Source organism: Achromobacter sp. FW305-C-13 (assembly GCF_058783475.1).
Genome location: NZ_JBYSYN010000001.1, coordinates 2,239,128 through 2,261,514 on the forward strand (window position 1 = coordinate 2,239,128; position 22,387 = coordinate 2,261,514).

19 protein-coding genes are annotated in these 22,387 nt (G+C 65.6%); 12 read left to right on the plus strand and 7 right to left on the minus strand.

Going from position 1 to position 22,387, the window contains the following annotated elements; translation table 11 throughout:
• Positions 1 to 2 precede the first annotated feature (2 nt).
• From AC3WMU_RS10055 to AC3WMU_RS10070, 4 genes are all read right to left on the minus strand, one after another.
• Positions 3 to 932 carry an electron transfer flavoprotein subunit alpha/FixB family protein gene (locus AC3WMU_RS10055; protein ID WP_492282247.1) on the minus strand — a complete coding sequence of 310 codons (930 nt, stop codon included), beginning with the start codon at positions 930 to 932 and terminating at the stop codon, positions 3 to 5.
• Entirely contained in the window at positions 932 to 1,681 is a 750-nt protein-coding gene (locus tag AC3WMU_RS10060) for an electron transfer flavoprotein subunit beta/FixA family protein (RefSeq protein WP_315135037.1), read from the minus strand. Before AC3WMU_RS10060 ends, AC3WMU_RS10055 begins: the two co-directional genes overlap by 1 nt.
• Before the next feature lie 62 nt (positions 1,682 to 1,743).
• On the minus strand, positions 1,744 to 2,256 hold the full coding sequence (locus tag AC3WMU_RS10065) for a HutD/Ves family protein (protein WP_492282248.1): 513 nt from the start codon (positions 2,254 to 2,256) through the stop codon (positions 1,744 to 1,746).
• Positions 2,257 to 2,260: 4 nt separating this feature from the next.
• Entirely contained in the window at positions 2,261 to 3,448 is a 1,188-nt protein-coding gene (locus AC3WMU_RS10070; RefSeq protein ID WP_492282249.1) for an NAD(P)/FAD-dependent oxidoreductase, read from the minus strand.
• Positions 3,449 to 3,714: 266 nt separating this feature from the next.
• On the opposite strand from AC3WMU_RS10070, the gene AC3WMU_RS10075 reads away from it, so the two are divergent.
• The 11 genes from AC3WMU_RS10075 (at position 3,715) to AC3WMU_RS10125 (ending at position 14,538) form a co-directional block, all read left to right on the plus strand.
• On the plus strand, positions 3,715 to 4,728 hold the full coding sequence (locus AC3WMU_RS10075; RefSeq protein WP_492282250.1) for an aliphatic sulfonate ABC transporter substrate-binding protein: 1,014 nt from the start codon (positions 3,715 to 3,717) through the stop codon (positions 4,726 to 4,728).
• Positions 4,729 to 4,746: 18 nt separating this feature from the next.
• Positions 4,747 to 5,517: an ABC transporter permease gene (locus AC3WMU_RS10080; RefSeq protein ID WP_035212924.1), complete on the plus strand. Its 771-nt coding sequence runs from the start codon at positions 4,747 to 4,749 to the stop codon at positions 5,515 to 5,517.
• Positions 5,505 to 6,293 (plus strand): ABC transporter ATP-binding protein, encoded by a 789-nt coding sequence (locus tag AC3WMU_RS10085; protein ID WP_315845427.1) that lies wholly within the window; start codon positions 5,505 to 5,507, stop codon positions 6,291 to 6,293. Before AC3WMU_RS10080 ends, AC3WMU_RS10085 begins: the two co-directional genes overlap by 13 nt.
• 200 nt (positions 6,294 to 6,493) lie before the next feature.
• A complete protein-coding gene (locus tag AC3WMU_RS10090; protein WP_280029385.1) occupies positions 6,494 to 7,675 on the plus strand; it encodes an ABC transporter substrate-binding protein in 1,182 nt (393 codons plus the stop codon).
• A 12-nt stretch (positions 7,676 to 7,687) separates the two neighbouring features.
• The gene (locus AC3WMU_RS10095) at positions 7,688 to 8,545 is read left to right on the plus strand and encodes a branched-chain amino acid ABC transporter permease (RefSeq protein WP_088588452.1); all 858 of its coding nucleotides are present in this window, start codon (positions 7,688 to 7,690) and stop codon (positions 8,543 to 8,545) included.
• Complete coding sequence (locus AC3WMU_RS10100; protein WP_088588453.1) at positions 8,542 to 9,564, plus strand: branched-chain amino acid ABC transporter permease; 1,023 nt, start codon at positions 8,542 to 8,544, stop codon at positions 9,562 to 9,564. The genes AC3WMU_RS10095 and AC3WMU_RS10100 overlap by 4 nt, the downstream gene beginning before the upstream one ends.
• A complete protein-coding gene (locus AC3WMU_RS10105; RefSeq protein ID WP_492282251.1) occupies positions 9,561 to 10,316 on the plus strand; it encodes an ABC transporter ATP-binding protein in 756 nt (251 codons plus the stop codon). Before AC3WMU_RS10100 ends, AC3WMU_RS10105 begins: the two co-directional genes overlap by 4 nt.
• Positions 10,313 to 11,020, plus strand: a complete 708-nt coding sequence (locus AC3WMU_RS10110; protein ID WP_492282252.1) for an ABC transporter ATP-binding protein — start codon at positions 10,313 to 10,315, stop codon at positions 11,018 to 11,020. The genes AC3WMU_RS10105 and AC3WMU_RS10110 overlap by 4 nt, the downstream gene beginning before the upstream one ends.
• The gene (locus tag AC3WMU_RS10115) at positions 11,017 to 12,255 is read left to right on the plus strand and encodes a thiolase family protein (RefSeq protein ID WP_424625255.1); all 1,239 of its coding nucleotides are present in this window, start codon (positions 11,017 to 11,019) and stop codon (positions 12,253 to 12,255) included. The genes AC3WMU_RS10110 and AC3WMU_RS10115 overlap by 4 nt, the downstream gene beginning before the upstream one ends.
• 28 nt (positions 12,256 to 12,283) lie before the next feature.
• Complete coding sequence (locus tag AC3WMU_RS10120; protein ID WP_492282253.1) at positions 12,284 to 13,813, plus strand: AMP-binding protein; 1,530 nt, start codon at positions 12,284 to 12,286, stop codon at positions 13,811 to 13,813.
• A complete protein-coding gene (locus AC3WMU_RS10125) occupies positions 13,810 to 14,538 on the plus strand; it encodes a GntR family transcriptional regulator (RefSeq protein ID WP_088588458.1) in 729 nt (242 codons plus the stop codon). Before AC3WMU_RS10120 ends, AC3WMU_RS10125 begins: the two co-directional genes overlap by 4 nt.
• A gap of 16 nt (positions 14,539 to 14,554) precedes the next feature.
• Here AC3WMU_RS10125 and AC3WMU_RS10130 read toward each other — a convergent pair whose 3' ends face one another.
• Both AC3WMU_RS10130 and AC3WMU_RS10135 read right to left on the minus strand, forming a co-directional pair.
• Positions 14,555 to 15,070, minus strand: a complete 516-nt coding sequence (locus AC3WMU_RS10130) for a DUF4952 domain-containing protein (RefSeq protein WP_424625256.1) — start codon at positions 15,068 to 15,070, stop codon at positions 14,555 to 14,557.
• Positions 15,067 to 16,056: a LysR substrate-binding domain-containing protein gene (locus AC3WMU_RS10135; RefSeq protein WP_492282254.1), complete on the minus strand. Its 990-nt coding sequence runs from the start codon at positions 16,054 to 16,056 to the stop codon at positions 15,067 to 15,069. The genes AC3WMU_RS10130 and AC3WMU_RS10135 overlap by 4 nt, the downstream gene beginning before the upstream one ends.
• A gap of 93 nt (positions 16,057 to 16,149) precedes the next feature.
• On the opposite strand from AC3WMU_RS10135, the gene cydC reads away from it, so the two are divergent.
• Positions 16,150 to 19,764 carry a thiol reductant ABC exporter subunit CydC gene (cydC, locus tag AC3WMU_RS10140; protein WP_492282255.1) on the plus strand — a complete coding sequence of 1,205 codons (3,615 nt, stop codon included), beginning with the start codon at positions 16,150 to 16,152 and terminating at the stop codon, positions 19,762 to 19,764.
• On the opposite strand, the gene AC3WMU_RS10145 is transcribed toward cydC, so the two are convergent.
• The gene (locus AC3WMU_RS10145; RefSeq protein ID WP_492282256.1) at positions 19,736 to 22,315 is read right to left on the minus strand and encodes a penicillin G acylase; all 2,580 of its coding nucleotides are present in this window, start codon (positions 22,313 to 22,315) and stop codon (positions 19,736 to 19,738) included. The two genes, cydC and AC3WMU_RS10145, sit on opposite strands and share 29 nt — an antisense overlap.
• Between the last annotated feature and the right edge of the window lie 72 nt (positions 22,316 to 22,387).

Below are 22,387 nucleotides of genomic sequence, written 5' to 3' on the forward strand. Positions count from 1 at the left end.
CACTACAGCCCGGCGGTGAAGGCGGGAACCGCCTCGAACAGATCGCCGACCAGACCGTAGTCCGCCACGCCGAAGATCGGCGCGTCGCCGTCCTTGTTGATGGCGACGATGGTCTTGGAGTCCTTCATGCCGGCCAGGTGCTGGATGGCGCCCGAGATCCCGACCGCCACGTACAGCGCCGGCGCCACGATCTTGCCGGTCTGCCCCACCTGCCAATCATTGGGCGCATACCCCGCATCCACCGCAGCGCGCGAAGCCCCAAGGGCTGCGCCCAGCTTCTGCGCCAACGGGTCCAGCAGCTTGAAGTTTTCGGCGCTGCCCAGCCCGCGCCCTCCCGACACCACCACGCGCGCGCCACCCAGTTCCGGGCGTTCCGACACCGCGAGTTCGCGGCTGACGAAACGCGCCCGGCCCGCATCGGGTACAGCTGCCACCGTTTCGACCGGCGCGCCGCCGCCCTCGGCGGGTACGGCGTCGAAGGCCGTCGGCCGGATCGTCGCCACGACGACAGGGTAGCCGCTCTTGACCGTGGCGATCGCGTTGCCCGCATAGATGGGGCGCTTGAACGTGTCGGCCGACACCACCTCGATCACATCGGAGACCTGCGCCACGTCCAGCAAGGCAGCCACACGCGGGGCCACGCTCTTGCCTTGCGTGGTGGCGGCCATGAACAGATGCGTGTAGCCGCCTGCTGCCGCCACCGCCTGCGCGGCCAGGTTCTCGGCCAGGCCATCCCCCAGATGCGGCGCGTCGGCCAGCAGCACTTTCTGGACGCCCGCGATACGTGCGGCGGCGTCCGCCACGGCTTCTGCACCCGCGCCCGCCACCAGCACGTGGATCGGCATGCCCAGCTTGCCCGCGGCGGCGATGGCGTTGCGCGTGGCGCCGGCAAGCCCGCGGTTGTCGTGTTCGGCAATAACCAGGACCGTCATCAGATCACCTTCGCTTCGTTTTTCAGTTTGTCGATCAGCGCGGCCACATCCGCCACCTTGACGCCGGGTGCGCGCGCAGCGGGTTCTTCCACGCGCAACGTTTCCAGCCGCGACCCCGGATCCACGCCCAGCGCCTCCGGCGTCAGGACATCCACCGGCTTCTTCTTGGCCTTCATGATGTTGGGCAGCGTGACATAGCGCGGCTCGTTCAGCCGCAAATCGGCGGTGACGATGGCGGGCAGCGTCAGCGCCAGCACTTCCAGGCCGCCGTCCACCTCGCGCGTGACGCGTGCCACGGCGCCGTCCACCTCGATGGCGCTGGCGTTCGTGGCCTGCGGCCAGCCCAGCAGCGCCGCGAGCATCTGCCCGGTCTGGCACGCGTCGTCGTCAATCGCCTGCTTGCCCAGGATCACCAGCGCGGGCTGCTCCTGTTGCACCACGGCGCGCAGCAGCTTGGCCACGGCCAGTGGCTGCAGCGCGACGTCGGTCTGCACCAGCACGCCGCGATCGGCGCCGATCGCCAGCGCGGTGCGCAGCGTTTCCTGGGACGACGCCGTGCCGCAAGACACGGCGACCACGTCGGCCGCCGCGCCTTGCTCTTTCAAGCGCACGGCCGCTTCGACGGCGATTTCATCGAACGGGTTCATCGACATTTTGACGTTACCGATGTCCACGCCGCTCTGGTCGGCCTTGACGCGCACGTTGACGTTGTAGTCAACCACGCGCTTGACCGCGGCTAATACCTTCATGCGAACACTCCTGGATTAAGGAATCAATCAATGCCCCCGGCAGGAGGCGAAGAGAAGAACGGTCAGGCGGCAGGAATCGCCGCCACGCGCAAGTCCAGCAACACGGCGTCCAGCCCCGGCCCGACGTCCACCTCCACGCTCATGCTGAACGCCTGAACCAAAGCGGGGACGGCGGCAAGCGCGCCGACAATCAACGGGGCCGGTGCCGAGCCGGCACAGGACACCGTTGCCTGGGCCGCACCGCGCAGCACGAACAGGTTCAATACCCGAACGGGACCACCCAGCAGACGGGACTGCAGCGCGAGGTCGCCGGCAAACGCCGTCGGCACGCCGGGCAGCAGATCAAGCCCGCCGCCCTCTCCTTGCAGCGCCACGCCCTGGCCCGACAGCACGACCGAAACGCGGTCATAGCCCGGAAAGCGCGAATACGGGCCATCCCGCTCGATGTCCGCGATGCTGACGCGCCAGCGCGGCTCCGGCGCCTGCCCGTCCACCGCCAGCGTGCGCGTGACGCCGCCGCCGTTCTTCCATGGCTCGGGCGGCAAGGCCTGCCAGGCGGCGTGAGTCCAGCGCATACGATCAGGAGACGGCGCCAAGGCCGTACTTCCCGGTCAGCAACGCACCGCTTTCGAAGCGGCCGATGTCATAGGGCTTGAGCGACACGTCGGTCGGCAGGCCCAAGGCTTCCTGCGCCAGCACGCGCCCCACGGTCGGCGACAACTTGAAGCCGTGGCCCGAAAAACCGAAACCCACGATCAGGCCCTGCACGCCAGGCACGCGGCCCAGCACAGGGTTCCAGTCGGGCGTCACGTCGTACACGCCGGTCCAGGATGAGGCCAGCCCCGCGGTCTCGTAGGCGGGGAAGCGCGCTGCCACCTGCTCGCCCACTTCCGCCACGTAATCCAGCGGAATATCGCCCTGTTCGGCGTCGCTCTTTTGCAGGGCCTCGCCCACGATGCCCTCGCTGACCAGCATCTGGTTGCCGCCATAGCTGCGGCAATACAGCATGCCGGGGGACGCCAGGTCCTTATAGACCGGCATCGAATACGTGTAGGGCGCGGTGTCGCATTCCAGCGCCAGCACCGCGTGGCGCTCGGGCACGACGGGCATCGCAACGCCCGTCCACGCGGCCAATTCCGACGTCCAGATGTTTTGCGTGCTGATCACCAGCGGGCTGGCGTAGTCGCCTTCCGAGGTAGACACGCCGACCACGCGACCATGCTCGATGAGCAATTTGCGGACGTCGACGTTTTCGCGGATGGTCACGCCCCGCCGGCGCGCGCCGCGGGCAAAGCTGGTGGCCACCAGATACGCGTCGGCAAACCCGGCTTCGGGTTCAAAGCCGATCAGCGCGGCATCGTCGAACGAGGCGATGGGCAGCAATTCGCGCGCCTGGGCGGCATTCAGCAATTCCAGCGCAATGCCTTGTGCGCGCTGTTGCTCGAGTGCGCCGCGCAGCGGTTCCAGCTTGTCGTTGTCGGCCGCGCTGATCAGGTAGCCGCACTTGACCAGGCCGCAAGAGGCTTCCTCGTCGCCCACATAGCTGGCGAAATTGTTGAACACGTTCCACGAGCGCTGGGCCAGCTCTACGTTCTCGCGCACCGAATAGTGGGTGCGCAAAATGCCGGACGATTGAGAGGTCGTGCCGGCGCCGATCGTGGCCCGGTCAAGCACCAGCACATTCTTTGCGCCCAGCTCGGCCAGATGGAAGGCTACCGAACTGCCGATCACGCCGGCACCAATCACGATCACGTCAAAACTTTTCACGGACAAGGCTCCAAGGACAAGTGGCGCGAGTGTGAACCTGCCCTCTCCTGGCCGCCGCAATATAAGCAGCGCGAATACTTAATAAAAGCGGCCGATGAAACGGCGTCCGCAAAACCGGATTGCTTAAGCACGGCGAATTTTGACCATCGCCGCTCCTTATATTCACGTCGCGAAGCGGTGGCCGGGTGACAGTCTGGCCTGCCGCACCCCAGAGTGCCGGCGACATGACATCTATCGGTCAATCTACATTCCAGTAGGGGAAAAATATGAACATGACTCGCCGCGCCATGCTGGTGCGCACCGCAGCTTTGGCGGGCGCCAGCGCCCTGGGGTTTCCCATGGTCGGCCGCGCCGCCAACGCCTCATACACCTACGGCGGTTCGGCATGGCTGGGCCACTATTCGGCCTACATCGCGATGAAAACGGGCCTCTTCGCCAAGCAGGGCCTGGACATCAAATGGCAGAGCTTCGCCACGTCGTCCGACCGCATGAGCGCCGTGATGGCCGGCAACATCGACCTGGCCGGCACTGGCGTCGTGTCGTCGCTGGCCCTGATGGCGGCTGGAGCCCGCCAGTTCCAGGTGATCGCCACGCCCAACAACTTCGGCCGCGCCGAAGGCGTGCTGGTGCGCGACGACGTCAAGTCGGTGACGGACCTGAAGGGCAAGAAGATCGGCGTGACCTACGCGTCCAGCGCCCACGTACTGCTGCTGGACGTGCTGCGCCAGGCGGGTCTTGATCCCGACCGCGACGTCTCCATCATCAATCTGCCGGCCACCAACCTGCTGTCCGCCTACCAGGGCAAGCAGATCGACGCCGCGGTGGCGTGGACGCCGGCCTTCGACCGCATCAAGGCGGTGCCGGGCACGCACGTGCTGTTGGACGACACCGCGTTCTCGCTCTACAAGCAGTACGCCATCACCCCGGGGCCGGACGTGCTGCTGACGCATGCCAAGCTGGGGCGCGAAAACCCGGAAGCGGTGAAGAAATTCCTGCATGCCGTCTTTGAGGCCAACGCGATGCTAAGCCAGCAACCCGACGAGGCCGCCAGCGTGCTGCTGGAACTGACCGGCCTGTCCAGGGACGAGCAACTGGCCGTCATCAAGCAGACGCAGTGGTATTCCGCCGCGGATCAGAAGGGGCTGATGGTGGAACCGGGCAACTTCGTCACCGGCATGCAGCAACTGGCCGAGATGCTGGTGTCGCTCAAGCAGATCGACAAAGCGCCCCAGGTGAAAGACTGGGTCCAGGCTTCGTACCTCCCGGCCGCGACCCGGTAAGCACGGGACGCCTCGCCTATGTCCTCGCGTTCGTCTTCAAGGGAAACACGGCTGATCTGGGTCAGCGTGTTTTCGCTTCTTAGCTTCTTGTTGCTGTGGGAAGGCCTGTGCCGCGCCGGCGCGGTCGATCCCATTTTCCTGCCCGCGCCGTCCCAGGTCCTGGCGCGGGCCTGGTCCATGTCCGACCAGGGCACGCTGTTCTACAACGTGCTGGCCTCCACCCGCCGCGTGATGGTGGGCTTCCTGGCGGCGGTCATCGTGGCCATTCCGCTGGGCATCCTGCTGGGCACGTCGAAGGTGGCGCGCGCCGTGTTCGACCCCATCATCTCGTTCCTGCGCCCCCTGCCGTCCATGAGCTGGATCCCGCTGTCTCTGCTGTGGTTCGGCATCACCGAAACCCAGAAGTACAGCATCGTGTTCATGGGGTCGTTCGTGCCGGCGCTGCTTTACGTGATGGAAGCTTCGCGCAGCATCGACCCGGTGCTGGTGCGGGCGGCGCGCAACCTGGGCGCCAACCGCTGGCAGGTCATGCGCGAAGTGCTGTTCCCCGGGTGCCTGCCGCAGATCCTGTCGGGCATGAAGATCATCCTGGGCCTGTCCTGGACCTGTGTGATTTCGGCTGAACTGGTGGCGTCCAAGGAAGGCCTGGGGTTCATGATCATGAACGGCAAGGAATTCTTCCAGACCGACACGGTGGTGCTGGGCATGGTGCTGATCAGCTTCACCGTGCTGGTGACGGATCTGTGTTTGCGGCTTCTTGAGCGATGGGTGCTGGCATGGCAACGATGAACGACACGATGATCCAGCTGAAGGGCATCTCCAAATCCTATGGCGACGTGCCCGTGCTGGACCGCGTGGACCTTGAGGTCAAGCGCGGCGAATTCCTGGTGCTATTGGGCGCATCCGGTTGTGGCAAGTCCACCTTGCTGAACCTGATGGCGGGCTTCATCACGCCCAATACCGGCACCGTCACCATCAACGGCCGCGCCGTCACCGACGTGACCGCCGCCTGCGGCATGGTGTTCCAGCAATATGCGCTGTTTCCCTGGCGCACCGTGCAGGAGAACGTGGAGTTCGGCCTGAAGATGCGCGGCATGTCCAAGCAGGAACGCGCGCCGATTGCCCGCAAGTACATCGAAATGGTCGGGTTGAAGGCGGCGGCGGACAAGTATCCGCACGCGCTGTCGGGGGGCATGAAGCAGCGGGTGTCGATTGCGCGGGTGCTGGCCAACGACCCGGACGTGATGCTGTTCGACGAACCGTTCGCCGCGCTGGACGCCATGACGCGCCAGGTGCTGCAGGACCAGTTGTTGTCGATCTATGAGCAAAGCGGCAAGACAATCGTCTTCATCACACACTCCATCGACGAAGCGCTGACGCTGTCCACCCGCATGGCAGTGATGGGGTCCAAGCCCGGCCGCATCGTGCAGGACATCCACAACGACCTGCCCCATCCGCGCAGCGCCGACGTGCAGTTGTCGCCGCGCTTCGTGGAACTGAAGCGCTCCATCTGGGAACGCGTGCAGGAAGAGGTCACGCGCAGCATGGAGTTGGCAAGCGACTAAATCCAAAAGGGCTTGCCAGCCGCCCCTTCCCTCCGCTGAACGCTGAACCGCCCCAAATGCCTACTGGCTTTGGGGCGGTTTCTTTTCGTCCAGATGTAGCGGGTTTACCCCAATTATTCACATCACAGCGACCAACGTAGTATATCAATCAAGCTACGTAAAACATTACGATCAATAACGAAAAATACGAGGAGACGAAAATGAAGACATGGAGTCCCGCCGGCTGCGGCGCGCTGGCGTTATACGCCGCGCTCATGACGGGCGCGCAAGCGGCCGAACCTGACACGTTCAAAATTGGAGGCGTGGTGTCGCTGTCCGGCACCTATGGCATCTTCGGCGAAGACATGCGCAAGGGGGTCACCGTCGCGATCGAACAGCGCGGGGGCAAGGTGCTGGGCAAGCCCATCCAGGTCACATGGGAGGACGACGAGACCAAGCCACAGCCCGCGGTGCAGAAGACCACGCGTCTCATCTCCGACGGGTCGCAGATGATCTTCGGCGCGGTCAGTTCGGCCAGCACGCTGGCCATCATGAACATCGCCAAACAGCGCAAGATCCCGCACCTGGTCACCATGTCAGCGGACGACAAGATCACGGTGCCCGGCGGCTCCCGCTATACGTTCCGCACCTCCAATACGCTGGGCATGGAACAACGCATGGCGCTGGCTTACACCAAGGAACAAAAGCTCAAGCGCATTTATGGCGTGACAGCTGACTACCAAGCCACGCGCGACAGCTGGGACTGGTACCGCCGCGAAGCCGAGAAGGCCGGGATCGAGATCGTCGGGGCGGACTTCCCGCCGCTGGGCAACCGAGACTATTCATCCATCGCCGACAAGATTGCGCGTTCGAATGCGGACGGCGTGGCGCTCTTCATGACAGGCTCGGATGCCGTCACCATGGTCAAGCAGGCAGGACAGATCGACTTGGGCAAGACGCGCAAGATCTTCGGCCCTGTCATTGCCGACGAGACCATGGCAGCCGGCGTGGGACCCACCTCGATAGGCGTGCAATCCGGCGTGCGCTATCACTTCACCGTGGACAACGAACCCAATACGGCATTCGTCGAGGCGTTTCGCAAGAAGTACAACGAATATCCTTCCGCTGCGGCGGGCGAAGCCTATGACGGCATGAGTTGGTGGCTGGACGTGGTGGAAAAGACCGGCAGTTGGGATAAGGAGAAGTGGGTAGAGGCGTTTGCCGGCAGCGTCCGCGACAACTCCGTGGAAGGCAAGAAGATCATGCGCGCCTGCGACCACCAGGCGATGCAAAACGGGTTGTGGGGCGTCGTGAGCGCAGGCAAGGCTCCCCAGCCGGCCTATGTCATGGATATCGTCCGCGTCTTTCCGCCGGACCAAGTATTCGAACCCTGCGCAGGCTGACGGATAGCTGCCATGTCCACTGTGATCATCGGTCTGAGCTTGGGAATGCTGCTATTCCTGCTGGCGTCTGGCCTTACGCTAATCTTCGGCATGCTGGGCGTCATCAACTTCGCCCATGGCGCGCTGTACATGCTGGGCGCCTATCTTGCCTTCGACATCCATCTGCGCACCGGATCTTTCGTCGCCGGCCTAGTCGTAGCGACGGCTGGCGTGGGCCTGGTGGGCGTGGCAATGGAGCGCCTGGCCCTGCGGCCGCTTTACAACCGCCCCCATTTCTACCAGTTGATCCTCACGTTTGGCTTCATCCTCGTCATCAGCGAAGCCGTGAAGTTCGTCTGGGGCCTGGGCTATCAGGAAACGCCGATGCCGGCGTTGCTGGCGGGCACGGTGGATCTGGCGGGCAGCACCATTCCCGTCTACCGGCTGTTTGTCATCGTTTTCGGCCTGCTGGTCTCGGTGGCGCTCTTCTTCGTGCTTGAGAAAAGCACCTTCGGCATGCTCGTGCGAGCCGCCAGCAGCGACGGCGAAATGGTACGCATCCTGGGGTTGCCCGCTGCCACCATCCGCAGTGCCGTGTTCGGCGTGGGCGCCGCGCTAGCAGGCCTGGCTGGCGCCATCTCCGCCCCCCTGTTTCCGATCGAGCTGGGCATGGCCACCAATACCATCATCGACTGCTTCATCGTGGTCATCCTGGGCGGGCTGGGCAATATCCGCGGCGTGGTCGCCGCGTCCCTACTGATCGGCATGGTCCGCGCGGTGGGCTACACCTTCATGCCCAGTTGGGTCGATATCCTGACATTCGCCATGCTGATCGCCACGCTCCTCACCCGTCCGCAAGGGCTGTTTTCCCGCCAAGCGAGGTTGGCATGACGATCTTCCGCCAAGATGCCGCCATTGCCGTCGGCGTTGCCGCCGCAGTGCTGGCGGTGCCGTTTCTCACACAGAACGACTTTCTGCTCAACCTGACCATCCTGATCATGGTGTGGTCGATATTCGCCGTAGGCTTCGATCTGGTATTCGGCCTGCTGGGCATGGTGTCCTTCGGCCACGCCGCCTTCCTGGGCACCGGTGGCTACGCGTTGGCCCTGGCCACGCAACGCTACGGCTTGCCGTTCGAAGCAGGGCTCGCGCTTGCCATCCTGGCGGGCGCTGCATGCGCCTGGCTCTTCAGCGTGTTCGCGCTGCGGGTATCGGGCATCTTCTTCGCGCTGGTCACGCTGGCGCTATCGCAACTGATGTACATCCTGGCCGACAGCAAACTGCGCGAATGGACTGGCGGCGCGGACGGCCTGCCCGGCATCGGCCGACCGGAACTGGCCGGCATCGACTTCTTCGACACCGTGAACTTCTACTGGTACGTCGCCGCGGTCTTTGCCCTGGTGATGGCCTTCATGTCGATGCTGCGCGCATCGCCCTTCGGGCGGGCCGTCGCGGGAGTGCGCCAGAACGAGATCCGAGCCAGCCAACTGGGCTACAACGTACAGCGCCTCAAGCAGGTCACCTTCCTGGTTTCCGGCGCCGTGGGCGGGCTGGCGGGCGGGCTGCTGGCATCCGTCCTGATGTACATGAATCCGCAAATGCTGCACTGGACCACCTCGGGCGATGTCATCATCATGACGTTGCTGGGCGGCGCTGGCACGCTATGGGGACCGGTGGCCGGCGTGCTGCTGTTTGAGGTACTGAAGGAGTGGCTTAGCGGCTGGACCCCCTATTGGTACGGCATCCTGGGGCTGATTTTCATCTTGGCCACGCTGTACTTCCCGCAAGGAGTCCTGGGCGCCCTTCAAACCCGCTTGCGCCTGGCCCACCGCGCGGCTCCAACGTCCCAACCTGCCCCCAAGACAGCATCCGACGCCCCCCTGGCGCCTGGCGAAGGGAGTCCGTCATGAACCGCCTCGCCCTGCAGTGCGACAGAGTCAGCGTTACGTTCGGTGCGCTGCGCGCCATCGAGGATTTCAGCTATGCCTTCGAGACGGGCCGAGTCTATGGCCTGATCGGCCCCAACGGCGCAGGCAAGACAACCTTGCTCAACGTCCTGGCCGGACATCTTCCAGGCCATGGCGGACGCATCCTGTGCCACGGCGCGGACATTTCGCGTCTACGTGCCTATGAACGAGCCCGGCACGGTATCGGCCGAAGCTTCCAGATCACCAAGATCTTTCCCGAAATGACGGTATTGGAGAACATGCGCATCGCCGCGCAGATCAGCCATTCGCGCTTGCTGCCTTTCTGGCTGGCTCCACGCTACGACCGCCGGTTGGCCCCCACCATCGACGCCATGCTCGAACTGACAGATCTTGCGCCCTGGCGAAACACGATCGCCGGCACGCTGTCGTATGGGCTGCAGCGTGCGTTGGAACTGGGTCTGACTTTGTTGCCCAATCCGCGCATCCTGCTGCTGGACGAACCACTGGCCGGCGTGGGCCACCATGAGATCGCCGAGGCCACCCGCCTGATCCGTCATGCCGCTACCGGCCGCACAGTGCTGCTCATCGAACACAATATGGATGTGATCATGACGCTGTCCGAGCATATCGTCGTGCTGTCAAACGGTCGAAAAGTGGCCGAAGGACCGCCAGAGGCCATCCGTGACGACGCCACCGTGCGGGCGGTCTACCTGGGCGAAGAGGTGGCAGCATGATCGAACTGCTGCATGCCGAGGTGCATTACGGCCAGGCACTGGCGCTGAAAGACATCACGCTGCGCGCGGCTCAAGACGAGATCGTCGCCATCGTCGGACGCAACGGCGCCGGCAAGTCCACCCTTCTCAAGGCACTGATCGGACTGCTGCCGCTGTCATCGGGAAGCCGGCGCAATGGCGGCCAGGATGCCACACGGCGCGCGGTCGAGCAGATCAGCCGCGACGGCATCGCACTGGTACCTGATACCCGCCGCATTTTTCCCAACCTGACCGTGCGTGAGAACCTGCGCATGGGTGCGCTGGCGCACCGGCCCGGCTATTGGACCCTGGAACGCGTACTGCAGGTGTTCCCACGCCTTGGCGAGCGCATCGGCTTTGACGGCGACCAGTTGTCTGGCGGCGAGCAGCAGATGCTGTCGATCGCGCGCGCGCTGCTGGGCAACCCCCGCATCCTGCTGCTGGACGAACCGACCGAAGGCCTGGCGCCCCGTATCGTCACTGACCTGATAGACGTATTCACAGAGGTACACCGCCAGGGCACGGGCATCGTCCTGGTCGAACAGAACCTGAAAGTCCCCGCGCGGCTGGCGCATCGCCAGTACGTGCTGGACCATGGCGAAATCGCCTGGAGCGGATCGGCGGCCGACGTCCGAGCCGAACGGGACATCATCGAATCCATCCTCACAACCGGGGTCAGAGCATGAGCGACGGCAAGACCTTTATCGCGGGCGTAGGCATCACCCGCTTCGACAAGCAACCTGAAAAAAGCGTCAAGGACCTGGTTCGGGACGCCGTCACACAAGCATTGGCCGACGCCGGCTGCGACGCTGCCGACCTTCAAGCGGCCTACTTCGCGACGGCCGGCCAGGGGCCCATCGAAGGCCAATATATGGTCGCGGGCCAAGTGGCGCTGAAGGTGATGGGTATCGTCGGAATTCCAGTCACCAATATCGAGAACGCCTGCGCCAGTTCCAGTACCGCGCTGAACGCCGCGCACCTGTATGTGGAGTCCGGCGCGGGCGACATCTGCCTGGCCGTGGGCGTGGACAAGCTGTACGCCGAAGACAAGGCCAAGAGTTTCGCCGTGTTCGACGGTGCCTGGGACGTACATGACGCACCGGCACAGATGGCGCGGCTGATGGCCCTTGCTCCTGACGTCACGCCGCCGCCCGGCTTCGAAGAGCCTGGCAAGCGCAGCGTGTTCATGGACATCTACGCTAGCTTGGCGCGCCTGCACATGAAGACATTCGGCACCACGCAGCGACAGCTTGCCGCCGTGGCCGCCAAAAACCACATGCACTCCACGCGCAATCTGCTCGCCCAGTTCCAGTACCCGCTGACCATCGATGAGGCGCTCGCCGCCCGTCCCGTATCCTGGCCGCTGACGCTTCCAATGTGCGCCCCCATCAGTGACGGCGCGGCAGCCGCCATCGTCTGCAACGCGCAAGGCTTGAAGCGGCTTCGGGAGGCACGGGCGGTACGCTTGTACGCTAGTGTTCTACGCACCGCGACTGACCGCCCCGCGGACAGGTACGACCGCCACCTGTGCCACCTGGCCGCGCTCGAGGCTTACGAACGCGCCGGCGTCGGCCCGCAGGACGTGTCTCTGGCCGAGGTCCACGACGCCACCGCATTCGCCGAAATTCAACAGACCGAAGCCCTGGGATTCTGCGCGTTCGGCGAAGGCGGCCTCCTGGCGGAATCCGGCGCCACCAGCCTGGGCGGCCGCATCCCTATCAACGTGTCTGGCGGGCTGCTGTCGCGCGGTCACCCCATCGGCGCCACCGGCTTGGCCCAGGTTCACGAAATGGTGGTCCAGCTGCGCGGGGAAGCCGGCGCGCGGCAGGTCGACGGCGCGCGTTTCGCTATCGCGGAAAACGGCGGCGGCTTCAACGGCGTGGAAGAAGCGGTCACCTGCATCACGCTGCTTGGCCACTGATTGCGGCCTGTTCAACTTTTAGACAACCATGCATCTCAGCTCTCTTTTCCAGCGCAGCGCCACCACGTATGCCGACCAGCCCGCGCTGGCCGCCGGTCTGCGCACTCCCCTTACGTATGCCGGCCTCCAAGCCCGAGTGCAAGCGCTGGCCGGCTGGTTGCGCGGCCCGATGGGCCTGCAAGCCGGCCAACGGGTCATGCTGGCGCTGCGCAATCATCCCAGCTATATCGAATCCATGCTGGCCGTCTGGCATGCCGGCTTGTGTGCCGTACCCGTCAACGCCAAACTGCACGCCACCGAACTGGAATACATACTGCGCGATTGCGACGCCCGCCTATGCCTGTCGCAAGGGGAGATCCACGCCGCATTGGCGCCCGTCGCCCGTAGCCTGGACGCGATGCGCGTGGTGGACGTGGAGTCCGACGACTACGCGGCGGCGACACGCGGCCCCGCGCTGCCCCTGGAGCAGCGTTCCCCGCAGGAGCTCGCCTGGTTGTTCTACACCAGCGGCACGACCGGCAAGCCCAAAGGCGTCATGCTCAGCCACGCCAACCTGGTTGGCATGTGCCTGAATTTCTATGCCGACGTGCAGGCAGTGCAGCCTGGAGACGCCATGGTCCACGTAGCGCCCCTATCGCACGGCGGCGGTCTCTACAGTATCCCGTACTGGCTGCATGGCGCCTTGCAAATCGTTCCGGACAGCGGCGGCCTGGATGAGGTCGAACTGCATGGGTTGCTGACGCACTACCGCAACGTCAGCCTGTTCGCCTCGCCGACCATCGTGCAGCGCATGGTGCGCCATGCTCGACAGGCCGGCGGGCCGCCTCCCGGCCTGCGCGCCCTGATCGTTGGCGGCGCGCCGTTCTATATCGAAGACATCAAGGATGCCGTCGCCTGCTTCGGCGCACGTGTGGCGCAGATCTACGGTCAAGGAGAAAGCCCCATGTCGATATCCGCCCTGTCCGCCTCGCAGATTGCTGAAGCCGTGCGCACGAACGACGATGCGCTCTTGGGATCGGTGGGCTACGTCCAGACGTCGATGGACGTCGAACTGCGCGACGCCCGTGGCCAGGCCGTGGGGCAGGACGAACTGGGCGAGGTGGCCGTTAGCGGCCCTACCGTGATGCTGGGCTACTGGAACAATCCGCAAGCCACCGCCGACACGGTGGTCGACGGCTGGTTGCATACCGGGGATATCGGCCTCAGGGACGCGCGCGGACTGCTGCATCTGAAAGACCGCTCCAAGGACGTCATCATCAGCGGCGGCACCAATATCTATCCGCGCGAGGTGGAAGAGGCGCTGATGCGCCACGATGCCGTGCGGGAAGTCTCGGTAGTGGGCGCTCCCGACCCGGAATGGGGGGAAGCAGTATTGGCTTTCGTGGTACTTAAACCAGGCGCCCACGTACAGGAACGGGATCTGGATCAGCTGTGTCTCGCATCCATAGCGCGCTTCAAGCGTCCCAAGCGCTATGTCTTTCTGGACGAATTGCCGAAAAACAGCACCGGCAAAGTGTTAAAACGCGAACTTCAACAACACGCGCTTCCCACTCCATGAACCTGTCTTCCCCCCTCTTTGTCCGCACGGCAGTCAGCCAGACGGAAAAAGCCTACAGCGCGCTGGAGGAAATGATCGTTACAGGCGAGCTGCCTCCGGGCAGCCAATGGTCGGAAACGACGCTTAGCGAGCGCGTGGGCATCGGCCGCTCGCCGGTACGCGACGCCTTGCAGAAGCTGGCATTCCAGCGGCTGGTGGAAATCGCCCCGCGCCAGGGCATCTTCATCTCGGAGATCGACTACCAGGGGCAGCTGAAGATCATCCAGGCACGACGCGAGATCGAACGGCTGATAGTCGCCCAGGCGGCGCAATGGGCCGACGACTCGGAACGCGCCGAACTGGCCCGACTGGCGCGCGAGCTGGAAGAGTTGAAGGCGGTCAACGACATGCGCGTCTACATGCGCCTGCATTTTGCGCTGACTAGCCAGATCGGGGCCGCGTCACGCAACAGCTACGCGGCCGAGTTCCACGCCATGCTGCAGACGCTCGCGCGTCGCTTCCTGTATTTCCATCAGAAGCGTCATCCCGATCTGGTGCAAATCTGCGAACTGCACATTCAGCAAGTCAATGCCATCGTGGAAGGCTCGGTGGAACGCGCTATCGCCACCGCGGAAGCCCGCAACGACTACGCCGAGAATCTGGCCCGCAATATCCTGATGGAGCTGATCGTTACGTCGGCCGTGACCATCAGTACCCCACCCCGCGCCAAGGGCGGCGCGGACTGAGCCGGCCAACGCTCGGCTACGGGCTCTTCCTGATCACGCCCACCCGGACGCTGAAGCTGGGAATTTCCTGCCACTGGCTGCGCGGGATCCGCAACGTTTCGACACCCATGCTGATTTCATAGCTGACGCTGCCGGGCCCATCGCGCCAAAAGAACGGCCCGCGATTCGCCCAGCCGCAACAGACGTATTCCAGCGGCGGCATGCCGAAAGTCTGGCCTAGGTAGGCTTCCATCTCCGCCGCAAAGGCGCCGCTCACGCGATAACGGGCCTCCATGGGCTGGATGTAGGAATCGTCGTCCTGCTCGCATCCAAGGTATTCGACGTAGTCCGGCTTCTTTCCGAGGGTTTTGAGGAAGTCCTGGCAGGGCGTGTCGGGCCGCACCAGGCCCAGGGCACGGCCGTTGGCAACCCAGTCGGCCAGCGCGTCGCCCGGGGTCGACGTCTGCGCCGACGCTTTGCCTGCTGCCAGCGCCAACAGGCAAAGCGGCAATACCACCCAGGCCAGCCAGGCCGGGCGCAATATCACATTCATGGCAGCCTAGATATCGGGTCGACGGTCAGCGGCGTTACGTCCTGCCATGCCCCAGTGCTGCGCCCTTCTTCGGCCAGGAACTCCACCAGCGCGGGCAGCGACGCGTCCATCGGACGGTTGGCGTGGATGCGCATCACGTAACCCCAGGAACCCGGCATCCGCAACTGCGGCATCAGGGGCACGAGGCGGCCGCTGGCCAGGTCTTCATCGATCAGCGGCGCGCGGCCCAACGCGATGCCGACGCCGGCCGCCGCGGCGGCCACGACGGTGCTTAGGCCGCTCAGCACCATGGGCTCCTGCCAGTCCGCGTCGGCCAGGCCCAGCCGGCCGTTCCAGGTTCGCCAATCGGTCTCGGGGCTGTCGATATGCTTTTCCTCGAGCCACCGGTGACGCAGGAAAATGCGCGGGTCGTTGCGGTCGGCTTCGGCGATCAGCGCGGGGCTGCACACAGGCACGACGGTTTCGGACATGAGCGGAATGTCGCCCGGCGCGGCCAGATGTGGCCCCTGGGTGCGCACGTGCAGAAAGGCCAGGTCGATGTCCTGGGCCTTCCAGGCCGGGTCCTGGCTGGCGTGCAGGTAGACCTGGACCCCGATGTCGGGGTGCAATTCAATGAAACGGCCAATGCGCGGCGCCAGCCATAGCGCAGCCAGCGACGGGTTGGCCGACACGTTCAGCGTGTAACGCCGACGGCCGCGCGCGGTGGCCCGAGCATTGCGGCAGGCGGTGTCCAGTAGGGTCAAGGCCTGTTGTACGGAAGCCAGCAGATCGGCACCGGCTTCGGTCGTTTCGGCGCGGCGCACCGTGCCCCCGCGCCGCAAGAGCGGTACGCCCAGGTCGGTTTCCAGCGCGCGCAGCTGATGGCTGACGGCGCTCTTGGTGACGTGCAGTTCCGCGGCGGCGCGGCTCAAGCTGCCCAGGCGGGCAACGGCTTCGAAAGCGCGCAGAGCGGCCAGCGGTGGAGTATGGTTGGGAAGATCGGCCATGGGTTAAGTTTATCTCAACCCATGATTGAAAAACTATCGCTTTCGCACGCGCGTTGTATCAGTGACCATGCAAGCTCTGGATGGAGCATTGATATGTATTTCGACTCTCGATTGTGGCAACTGACGGCGGGCCTGCGCGCCGGCATGGCGGGCGGGATTTTCCTGGGCCTGCTGGCGCTGGCGGCCGGCATCGCGCGCTACGTTTTCCTGGGGCAGTTGCTGGCCCGCGTGTTCGATGGCGCGCCCTGGCAGGACTGGATCACCCCCGCGTTGTGCGTCGGCGCGATGGTGCTGTTGCGCGCCGTGTTCGATCACTGGCGCACCGTGCAGGCCAACCGCACCTCGGCATCGATCCAGCAGACGCTGCGCGGCAAACTGTACGACCGCATCGTCTCCCTGGGGCCGGCCTGGTTCGCCAACCAGCGCACCGGCGGCGTCATGCTGACGGTGGTGGACGGCGTCGAACAATTGCAGACCTTCTTCGGCCAGTACCTGCCGCAAGTCGCCATCGCGGCGGCGGCGCCCTTCGCCATTTTTGCCGTGATCGCATTCTGGGATGTGCCCACTGCGCTGGTCTTCCTGGCGGCGGCGCTCTTCGCGCTGTTCGGCCCGATGGCGGTCCATATGCTTGACCGCCGCGCCAGCCAGGCGCGCACCCGGGCGCTGAACGCGTTTGGCGAAGATTTCCTGGACGCGGTGCAGGGCCTGCCCACCCTGAAATCCTATGGGCAGGGCAAGGCCTGGGGCCAACGGCTGGCCGCCCGCGCACGCAGCCTGTCGGACAACACCTTCTGGGTGCTGTCGGTCAGCCTGCTGACGCGCGGCATCAGTGACCTGGGCGTGGCGCTGGGCGCCGCGCTGGCGCTGACGCTGGGCGCCTGGCGCGTGGCCGCCGGCGACATGAGCGTCGAAGCGCTGCTGATCGTGCTGATGGCCGGCACCGAGATCTTCCGCCCGCTGCGCGATCTGCGTTCGGTCTTGCACCGCGGCATGCTGGGCCAATCCGCCGCGGTCAGCATCCACGCGCTGATGGATGCGCAACCGCTGACGCCGGCACCGGATACGCGCGCGGCACGCGCCGCGCCTGCCCGCCTGGCGCCCACCATCGAGTTCGACGAGGTGGCGTTCTCGTACACGCCCGAACGCCGTGCGCATCAGGGCCTGGCGTTCAGCATCGCGGCCGGCGAACGGGTCGGCATCGTCGGCCCCAGCGGCGCAGGCAAGTCCACCATCGTGCGCCTGCTGCTGCGCGAATGCGTGCCCCAGTCGGGCAGCATCCGAGTGGGCGGCCATGACGTGAACACGCTGGATACGCAGACGCTGCTGTCGCACATCGCACTGGTCAGCCAGGACATCACGCTGTTCCACGGCACGATCGACGACAACCTGCGGCTGGGACGCCCCGACGCCACGCACGAACAGGTGCGCGCCGCCGCCCGCGCGGCCAACATTGACGACTTCATCATGGCGCTGCCGGACGGCTACGGCACCCGCATCGGTGAGCGCGGCCTGCAACTGTCGGGCGGCCAGCGCCAACGCGTGGCGATTGCCCGCGCGCTGCTGCGCGATGCGCCCATCCTGATCCTGGACGAAGCGCTGTCGTCGGTGGATACCGAAAACGAGGCGTTGATCCAGCAGGCGCTGGACCGCCTGATGGCGGGCCGCACGACGCTGATCCTGGCTCACCGGCTGGCCAGCGTGATCGGCGCCGATCGCAGCCTGGTGCTGGACCAGGGCCGTGTCGTGGAAGCCGGCCCGCATGCGGAGCTCATGGCGCAGCGCGGGCTGTACTACCGCCTGATGCATGAGCAGGCCGCCGCCCACCAGAACCCGTCGGCCGGATCGCCCGCGCCCGCCCCGGCCGCCTTGGTGCAGCCGCAAGAGACGCCCGCCGTTGCCTCCGACGACAAGCAAGGCCCCGCCCTGCGCTCGTTGGACCAGGACGCCGAGCAGGTCGGCTGGCGCGCCACCCTGGGCACGCTGCTGTCCGTCGTCCGGCCGTGGCGCGGCACCTTGACCGCCACCATCCTGCTGGGGGTGGCGCGCGTGGCCGCCTTCATCGGGGTGGGCATCTTCAGTGCCCTGATCGTGGCCGCCATCCGGGACGGCCGGGACGTTTCCGGGCTGATCGTCGGGCTGCTGATCGCCGCCCCGCTGGCCGCGCTGTTCCACTGGTTGGAGTCCTGGCTGGCGCACGCCATGGCCTACCAATTGTTGGCCGACATGCGAGTCAATCTCTACGACAAGCTGGAACGCCTGGCGCCGGCGTATCTGCTGCAGCGCCGCTCGGGCGACCTCGTGGCGCTGGCGACGCAGGACGTGGAAATGGTGGAGTATTTCTACGCGCACACCATCGCGCCCGCCATCGTGTCGGTGCTGGTGCCGCTGTCGGTGCTGGGCTTCCTGGGCGTCTATAGCTGGCCCGTCGCGCTGGCGCTGCTGCCCTTCCTGGCCTATGCGCTGGTGTCGCCGGTGCGCGGCCGCCGCCACGTCGATGCGCTGGGCGACAAGGCCCGCCAAGCCCTGGGCGAAATGAGCGCCCACACCACCGACACCATCCAGGGCCTGGCCGACCTGACCGCGTTCCAGGCCACGGGCCGCCGGCGCGAGCAGTTCCTGAAAGTCGCCGACCAGTACCGCATCCGCCGCCTGGACATCCTGCGCGACCTGTCCCGGCAGACCGCATGGTTTGAAGTGGCGATGGGCCTGGGCGGCCTGGCCGTGGCCGTCGTGGGCGCCTTGCAGGTGTCGGCCGGCGCGCTGTCGGCCAGCATGCTGCCGTTGCTGGTGCTGATTGCGCTGGCGACCTTCCTGCCTGTGTCCGAGATCTCGCAGGTCAGCCGGCAACTGGCCGACACCATCGCCGCCACACGCCGCCTGCATGTCGTTGCCAACGAGCCCGAGCCCGTCACCGACGGCCCGCTGGCGCCGCCCGTGGCCACGCACGGCCTGTCGCTGGCGTTCGAGCACGTCAGCTTTGCCTACCCCGGCAAAGACGAAGACACGTTGAAGGATCTGAGTTTCAAGGCGCCAGCCGGCGCCACGGTCGCGGTAGTGGGTGCGTCGGGCGCGGGCAAGAGCACAGTAGCCAGCCTGCTGCTGCGCTTCTGGGATCCGCGCACGGGCGTGGTGAAGCTGGACGGCGTGGACGTGCGGCAACTGCAATTGGACGGGCTGCGCGAGCGCGTGGCGCTGGTGACGCAGGACACCTATCTGTTCAACGACACGTTGGAAGGCAATATCCGGCTGGCTCGCCCCGAAGCCACGCCCGAAGAGCTGGCCCGCGCGCTGGACCAGGCGGCGCTGACCGACTTCGTACGGACCCTGCCCGATGGCCTGGCGACCCGCGTAGGCGAACGCGGCATGCAGTTGTCAGGCGGCCAGCGTCAGCGCATTTCGATCGCTCGCGCCTTCCTGAAGAACGCGCCGGTGCTGATCCTGGACGAAGCCACCTCGCATCTGGACACCTTGTCCGAGATGCAGGTGCGCGGGGCGCTGGACACCTTGATGCGCCACCGCACCACGCTCGTGATCGCGCACCGGCTGTCCACCATTCGTGACGCCGACCTGATCCTGGTGCTGGAGCGCGGCACCCTGGCGGAAGCCGGCACGCATGACCAGTTGCTGAGAAAGCAAGGGGCCTATGCGCGCCTGGCCAGCCACCAGGGCGGCTACGCGGTCAATAACGCAGCGTCTCTACCGACGTAGCGTTGGCGCGCACTTCCGCATCCGTGAACCAGACGCGCTTGTTGCCGAAGCGGTTGTACAAGTCGAACTGGTCCCGGGTGTGGACGGACGGGGTGCCGTCCGGGGCCACAAAGCCGCTCTGCCCCGGCGCCACCACATCCACGGCGCGCACGCCCTTGCCGTCGAACACCGTCATGTTGTTTTCGGTGCCGCGGTTCTGGGTAGCGGGATAGCTCAGCACCGCCTTGTCGTCCGCCTGCGGCACGCCCAGGAAGTTCTTGGGCGCAAACACCATCGGCGGCGCAGGGATGCGCCAGGCGGCGGGGTCTTGTCCATACGCTTTCTGCAAGGTGGCCAGCGCCTCGTCCAGCGCGGCCAGGCTCACGGCTTCCGGGCGCTGCCCGTTGAAGAAATCGACCTGCTGGGGCACCCCGGCGTCCGGCCCAGCCAACGCGTTGAACAGCACCTTGACGCCCACCGTCAAGTTGACCGATCCGGTCGCCGGCGCGGCTGGCGTGGGATAGCCCGTGGCGCTGTACCACTTGAAGAAGTCGGCTGGCATCTCGTCAGACAGCGTCGCCTTCAGCATGGCGCGCAGCCACGCGTCCATCACCGCCGGCCCGGCATTGTCATAGAAGCCCGGCTGCTTGTCGCTGGTACTCATCCCATCCCACGACTGCAGCCCCGCAACCAGTTTCACGCGAGCGTCGTCGGCCGGCAGCCCCGCCACCGCGCGTTGCAGGAACGGCAGGAAGTGGCGGCGGTTGACGTCGGCATAGCTGGTGGTGCGGATCAGGTTCCACATCTGCTGCGGGCTGACCTTGCCGCCGTTGGCGGTCATGGCCTTCAGGCGGGTCTCGATTTCGGCGTAGCGGTCGGCCTGGCCCCAGACGATGGCGAACAGGTCGGTGGACGGATAGCCGCGCATGGGCTGATTGTTCCAGTTGGCGATGAAGCCCTGGCGCGGGTTGTAGACCTGGGGATTGGTCGCGAACGGCAGCATGCCGTCCCAGTCCATCTCGCCGGTGCCCGGCACGGGCAGGCGCGGGTCATGGCCGGGCTTGCGCTTGGGGTAGAAGCCCGTATGCGCGTAGCCGATGTTGCCTCGGTCGTCGGCGTAATACCAGTTGATGGTCAACGCATGGCGCGCGGCCTGCTGCTTCCATTGGTCCCAGTTGCGCGATTGCGCCTTGTGCGTCCAGGCCATCAGCGATTGCAGTTCGTAGCCTTCCCAGGCGCGCGCCTTGGCATAGGCCACATGTTGTTTGTCGTCGAACTTGGTGACGATGCCGTGCACGGTCCGGTAGACATCCATGAGGACGGGCGCGCCGTCCTTGACGGCGATGAGCTCGGTGCGCTTTTCCATGGTCTTCCACTCGCCGTTGTGGAAGTACCGCGTACGGTCGGCGGGGTCGAGCTTTTCGGCGTAGATGTCCACATCGTCACCAAAGCCCGCCGTCGAGCCCCAGGTCACGTGCGCGTTGTGGCCGAACACGATGCTGGGATAGGCAAAGGGCGTGTTGCCTACGACATCGAAACCCGCCCCATGCAGGCCGATGCCGTAGGTGTAGGCGGGGTTCCACCAGCCGAACTGCGGGCCGTTCAAGAGGATGGCGCGCGCGTCCTTGGCGTGGTCGCGCCCCACGATCCACATGTTGCTGGTGGTCGGAAAGCCCGCGATCCCGGGCTGGCCGGAATCCGCGAACTGGGCCAGGAGGCGCGCGGGCACGGCCGCGGGCGCCTCGTCCAGCACCCCGCGCGTCTGCGGGTCGCGTGCCACGCGCTCCAGCATGGGCGGCGTGCCGTCGTAACGCGGCAGCGCGTAGGACAGCCTGGCCGGCGTCGTCGCCACTTCGGGCTGGTAGACGCCCTCTTCTTCGGGCACCGTCGTGGGCGCACGACTGTCGGTCATCCAGCGCAGCTGGTTGAAGATCTGCATGGCGCGCGTGTCGCCGTGCCGGTCCTTCAGCGCGGTCAGCAGCGCCAGGTTGTCGATCTCGCTGTTGGCGTCCGAAAACCGGTTAGCCATGGTGCCCACGAACACCATCGCCACATCGTAGGGTGTCCAGTCCGACGGTTGAAACTGCAAGTCGTTGAATTCCTTGGGCGTAAGACTGTCCGGCTTGGCGCGCACCTGTGCGATCCAGGCATTCATGCCTGCCGCGTAACCGTCCAGGATCTGGCGTTCAGAAGCCGGCAACGCCGCCAACTGGCGCTGGATGCGTTCGGGCGAAAAATTGCCGCGGATCGACTTGTCGAACGCCACCATTTTTTCGCCCAACACTTCGGCCACCTTGCCCTGGGTGCTGCGGCGCGCCATCTCCATCTGGAACAGGCGATCCTGGGCGACCGCGTAACCGTAGCCGTAGAAGATGCCGTACACGGTACTGGCATAGACGTGGGGCATGCCGTATTCGTCGCGGCGGATAGTCACCTGACCGCTGGCCGGGCGCGCTGCGCGGGCGTCGGCCACTGTGGCCGAGGCATTGCCGGCGGTGGAAGGTTGCGCGTGGGCCGCGCCCACGCCGGCGCAGGCCGCCAGGATGGCGGCCGACAACAAGTGCTGCTTCATGTGAATCTGTCTCCGTATTGATAGGCCGCGCCGCGGTGCGAGACCCGGACGCGGAGTGCGGCGCCTCTTGCG

Bases quoted from the DNA above. Each gene is read 5' to 3' on its own strand.
- AC3WMU_RS10055 (WP_492282247.1), bottom strand. From the start codon at position 932: ATGACGGTCCTGGTTATTGCCGAACACGACAACCGCGGGCTTGCCGGC.
- AC3WMU_RS10060 (WP_315135037.1), bottom strand. From the start codon at position 1,681: ATGAAGGTATTAGCCGCGGTCAAGCGCGTGGTTGACTACAACGTCAAC.
- AC3WMU_RS10065 (WP_492282248.1), bottom strand. From the start codon at position 2,256: ATGCGCTGGACTCACGCCGCCTGGCAGGCCTTGCCGCCCGAGCCATGG.
- AC3WMU_RS10075 (WP_492282250.1), top strand. From the start codon at position 3,715: ATGAACATGACTCGCCGCGCCATGCTGGTGCGCACCGCAGCTTTGGCG.
- AC3WMU_RS10080 (WP_035212924.1), top strand. From the start codon at position 4,747: ATGTCCTCGCGTTCGTCTTCAAGGGAAACACGGCTGATCTGGGTCAGC.
- AC3WMU_RS10085 (WP_315845427.1), top strand. From the start codon at position 5,505: ATGGCAACGATGAACGACACGATGATCCAGCTGAAGGGCATCTCCAAA.
- AC3WMU_RS10090 (WP_280029385.1), top strand. From the start codon at position 6,494: ATGAAGACATGGAGTCCCGCCGGCTGCGGCGCGCTGGCGTTATACGCC.
- AC3WMU_RS10095 (WP_088588452.1), top strand. From the start codon at position 7,688: ATGTCCACTGTGATCATCGGTCTGAGCTTGGGAATGCTGCTATTCCTG.
- AC3WMU_RS10100 (WP_088588453.1), top strand. From the start codon at position 8,542: ATGACGATCTTCCGCCAAGATGCCGCCATTGCCGTCGGCGTTGCCGCC.
- AC3WMU_RS10105 (WP_492282251.1), top strand. From the start codon at position 9,561: ATGAACCGCCTCGCCCTGCAGTGCGACAGAGTCAGCGTTACGTTCGGT.
- AC3WMU_RS10110 (WP_492282252.1), top strand. From the start codon at position 10,313: ATGATCGAACTGCTGCATGCCGAGGTGCATTACGGCCAGGCACTGGCG.
- AC3WMU_RS10115 (WP_424625255.1), top strand. From the start codon at position 11,017: ATGAGCGACGGCAAGACCTTTATCGCGGGCGTAGGCATCACCCGCTTC.
- AC3WMU_RS10120 (WP_492282253.1), top strand. From the start codon at position 12,284: ATGCATCTCAGCTCTCTTTTCCAGCGCAGCGCCACCACGTATGCCGAC.
- AC3WMU_RS10125 (WP_088588458.1), top strand. From the start codon at position 13,810: ATGAACCTGTCTTCCCCCCTCTTTGTCCGCACGGCAGTCAGCCAGACG.
- AC3WMU_RS10130 (WP_424625256.1), bottom strand. From the start codon at position 15,070: ATGAATGTGATATTGCGCCCGGCCTGGCTGGCCTGGGTGGTATTGCCG.
- AC3WMU_RS10135 (WP_492282254.1), bottom strand. From the start codon at position 16,056: ATGGCCGATCTTCCCAACCATACTCCACCGCTGGCCGCTCTGCGCGCT.
- cydC (WP_492282255.1), top strand. From the start codon at position 16,150: ATGTATTTCGACTCTCGATTGTGGCAACTGACGGCGGGCCTGCGCGCC.
- AC3WMU_RS10145 (WP_492282256.1), bottom strand. From the start codon at position 22,315: ATGAAGCAGCACTTGTTGTCGGCCGCCATCCTGGCGGCCTGCGCCGGC.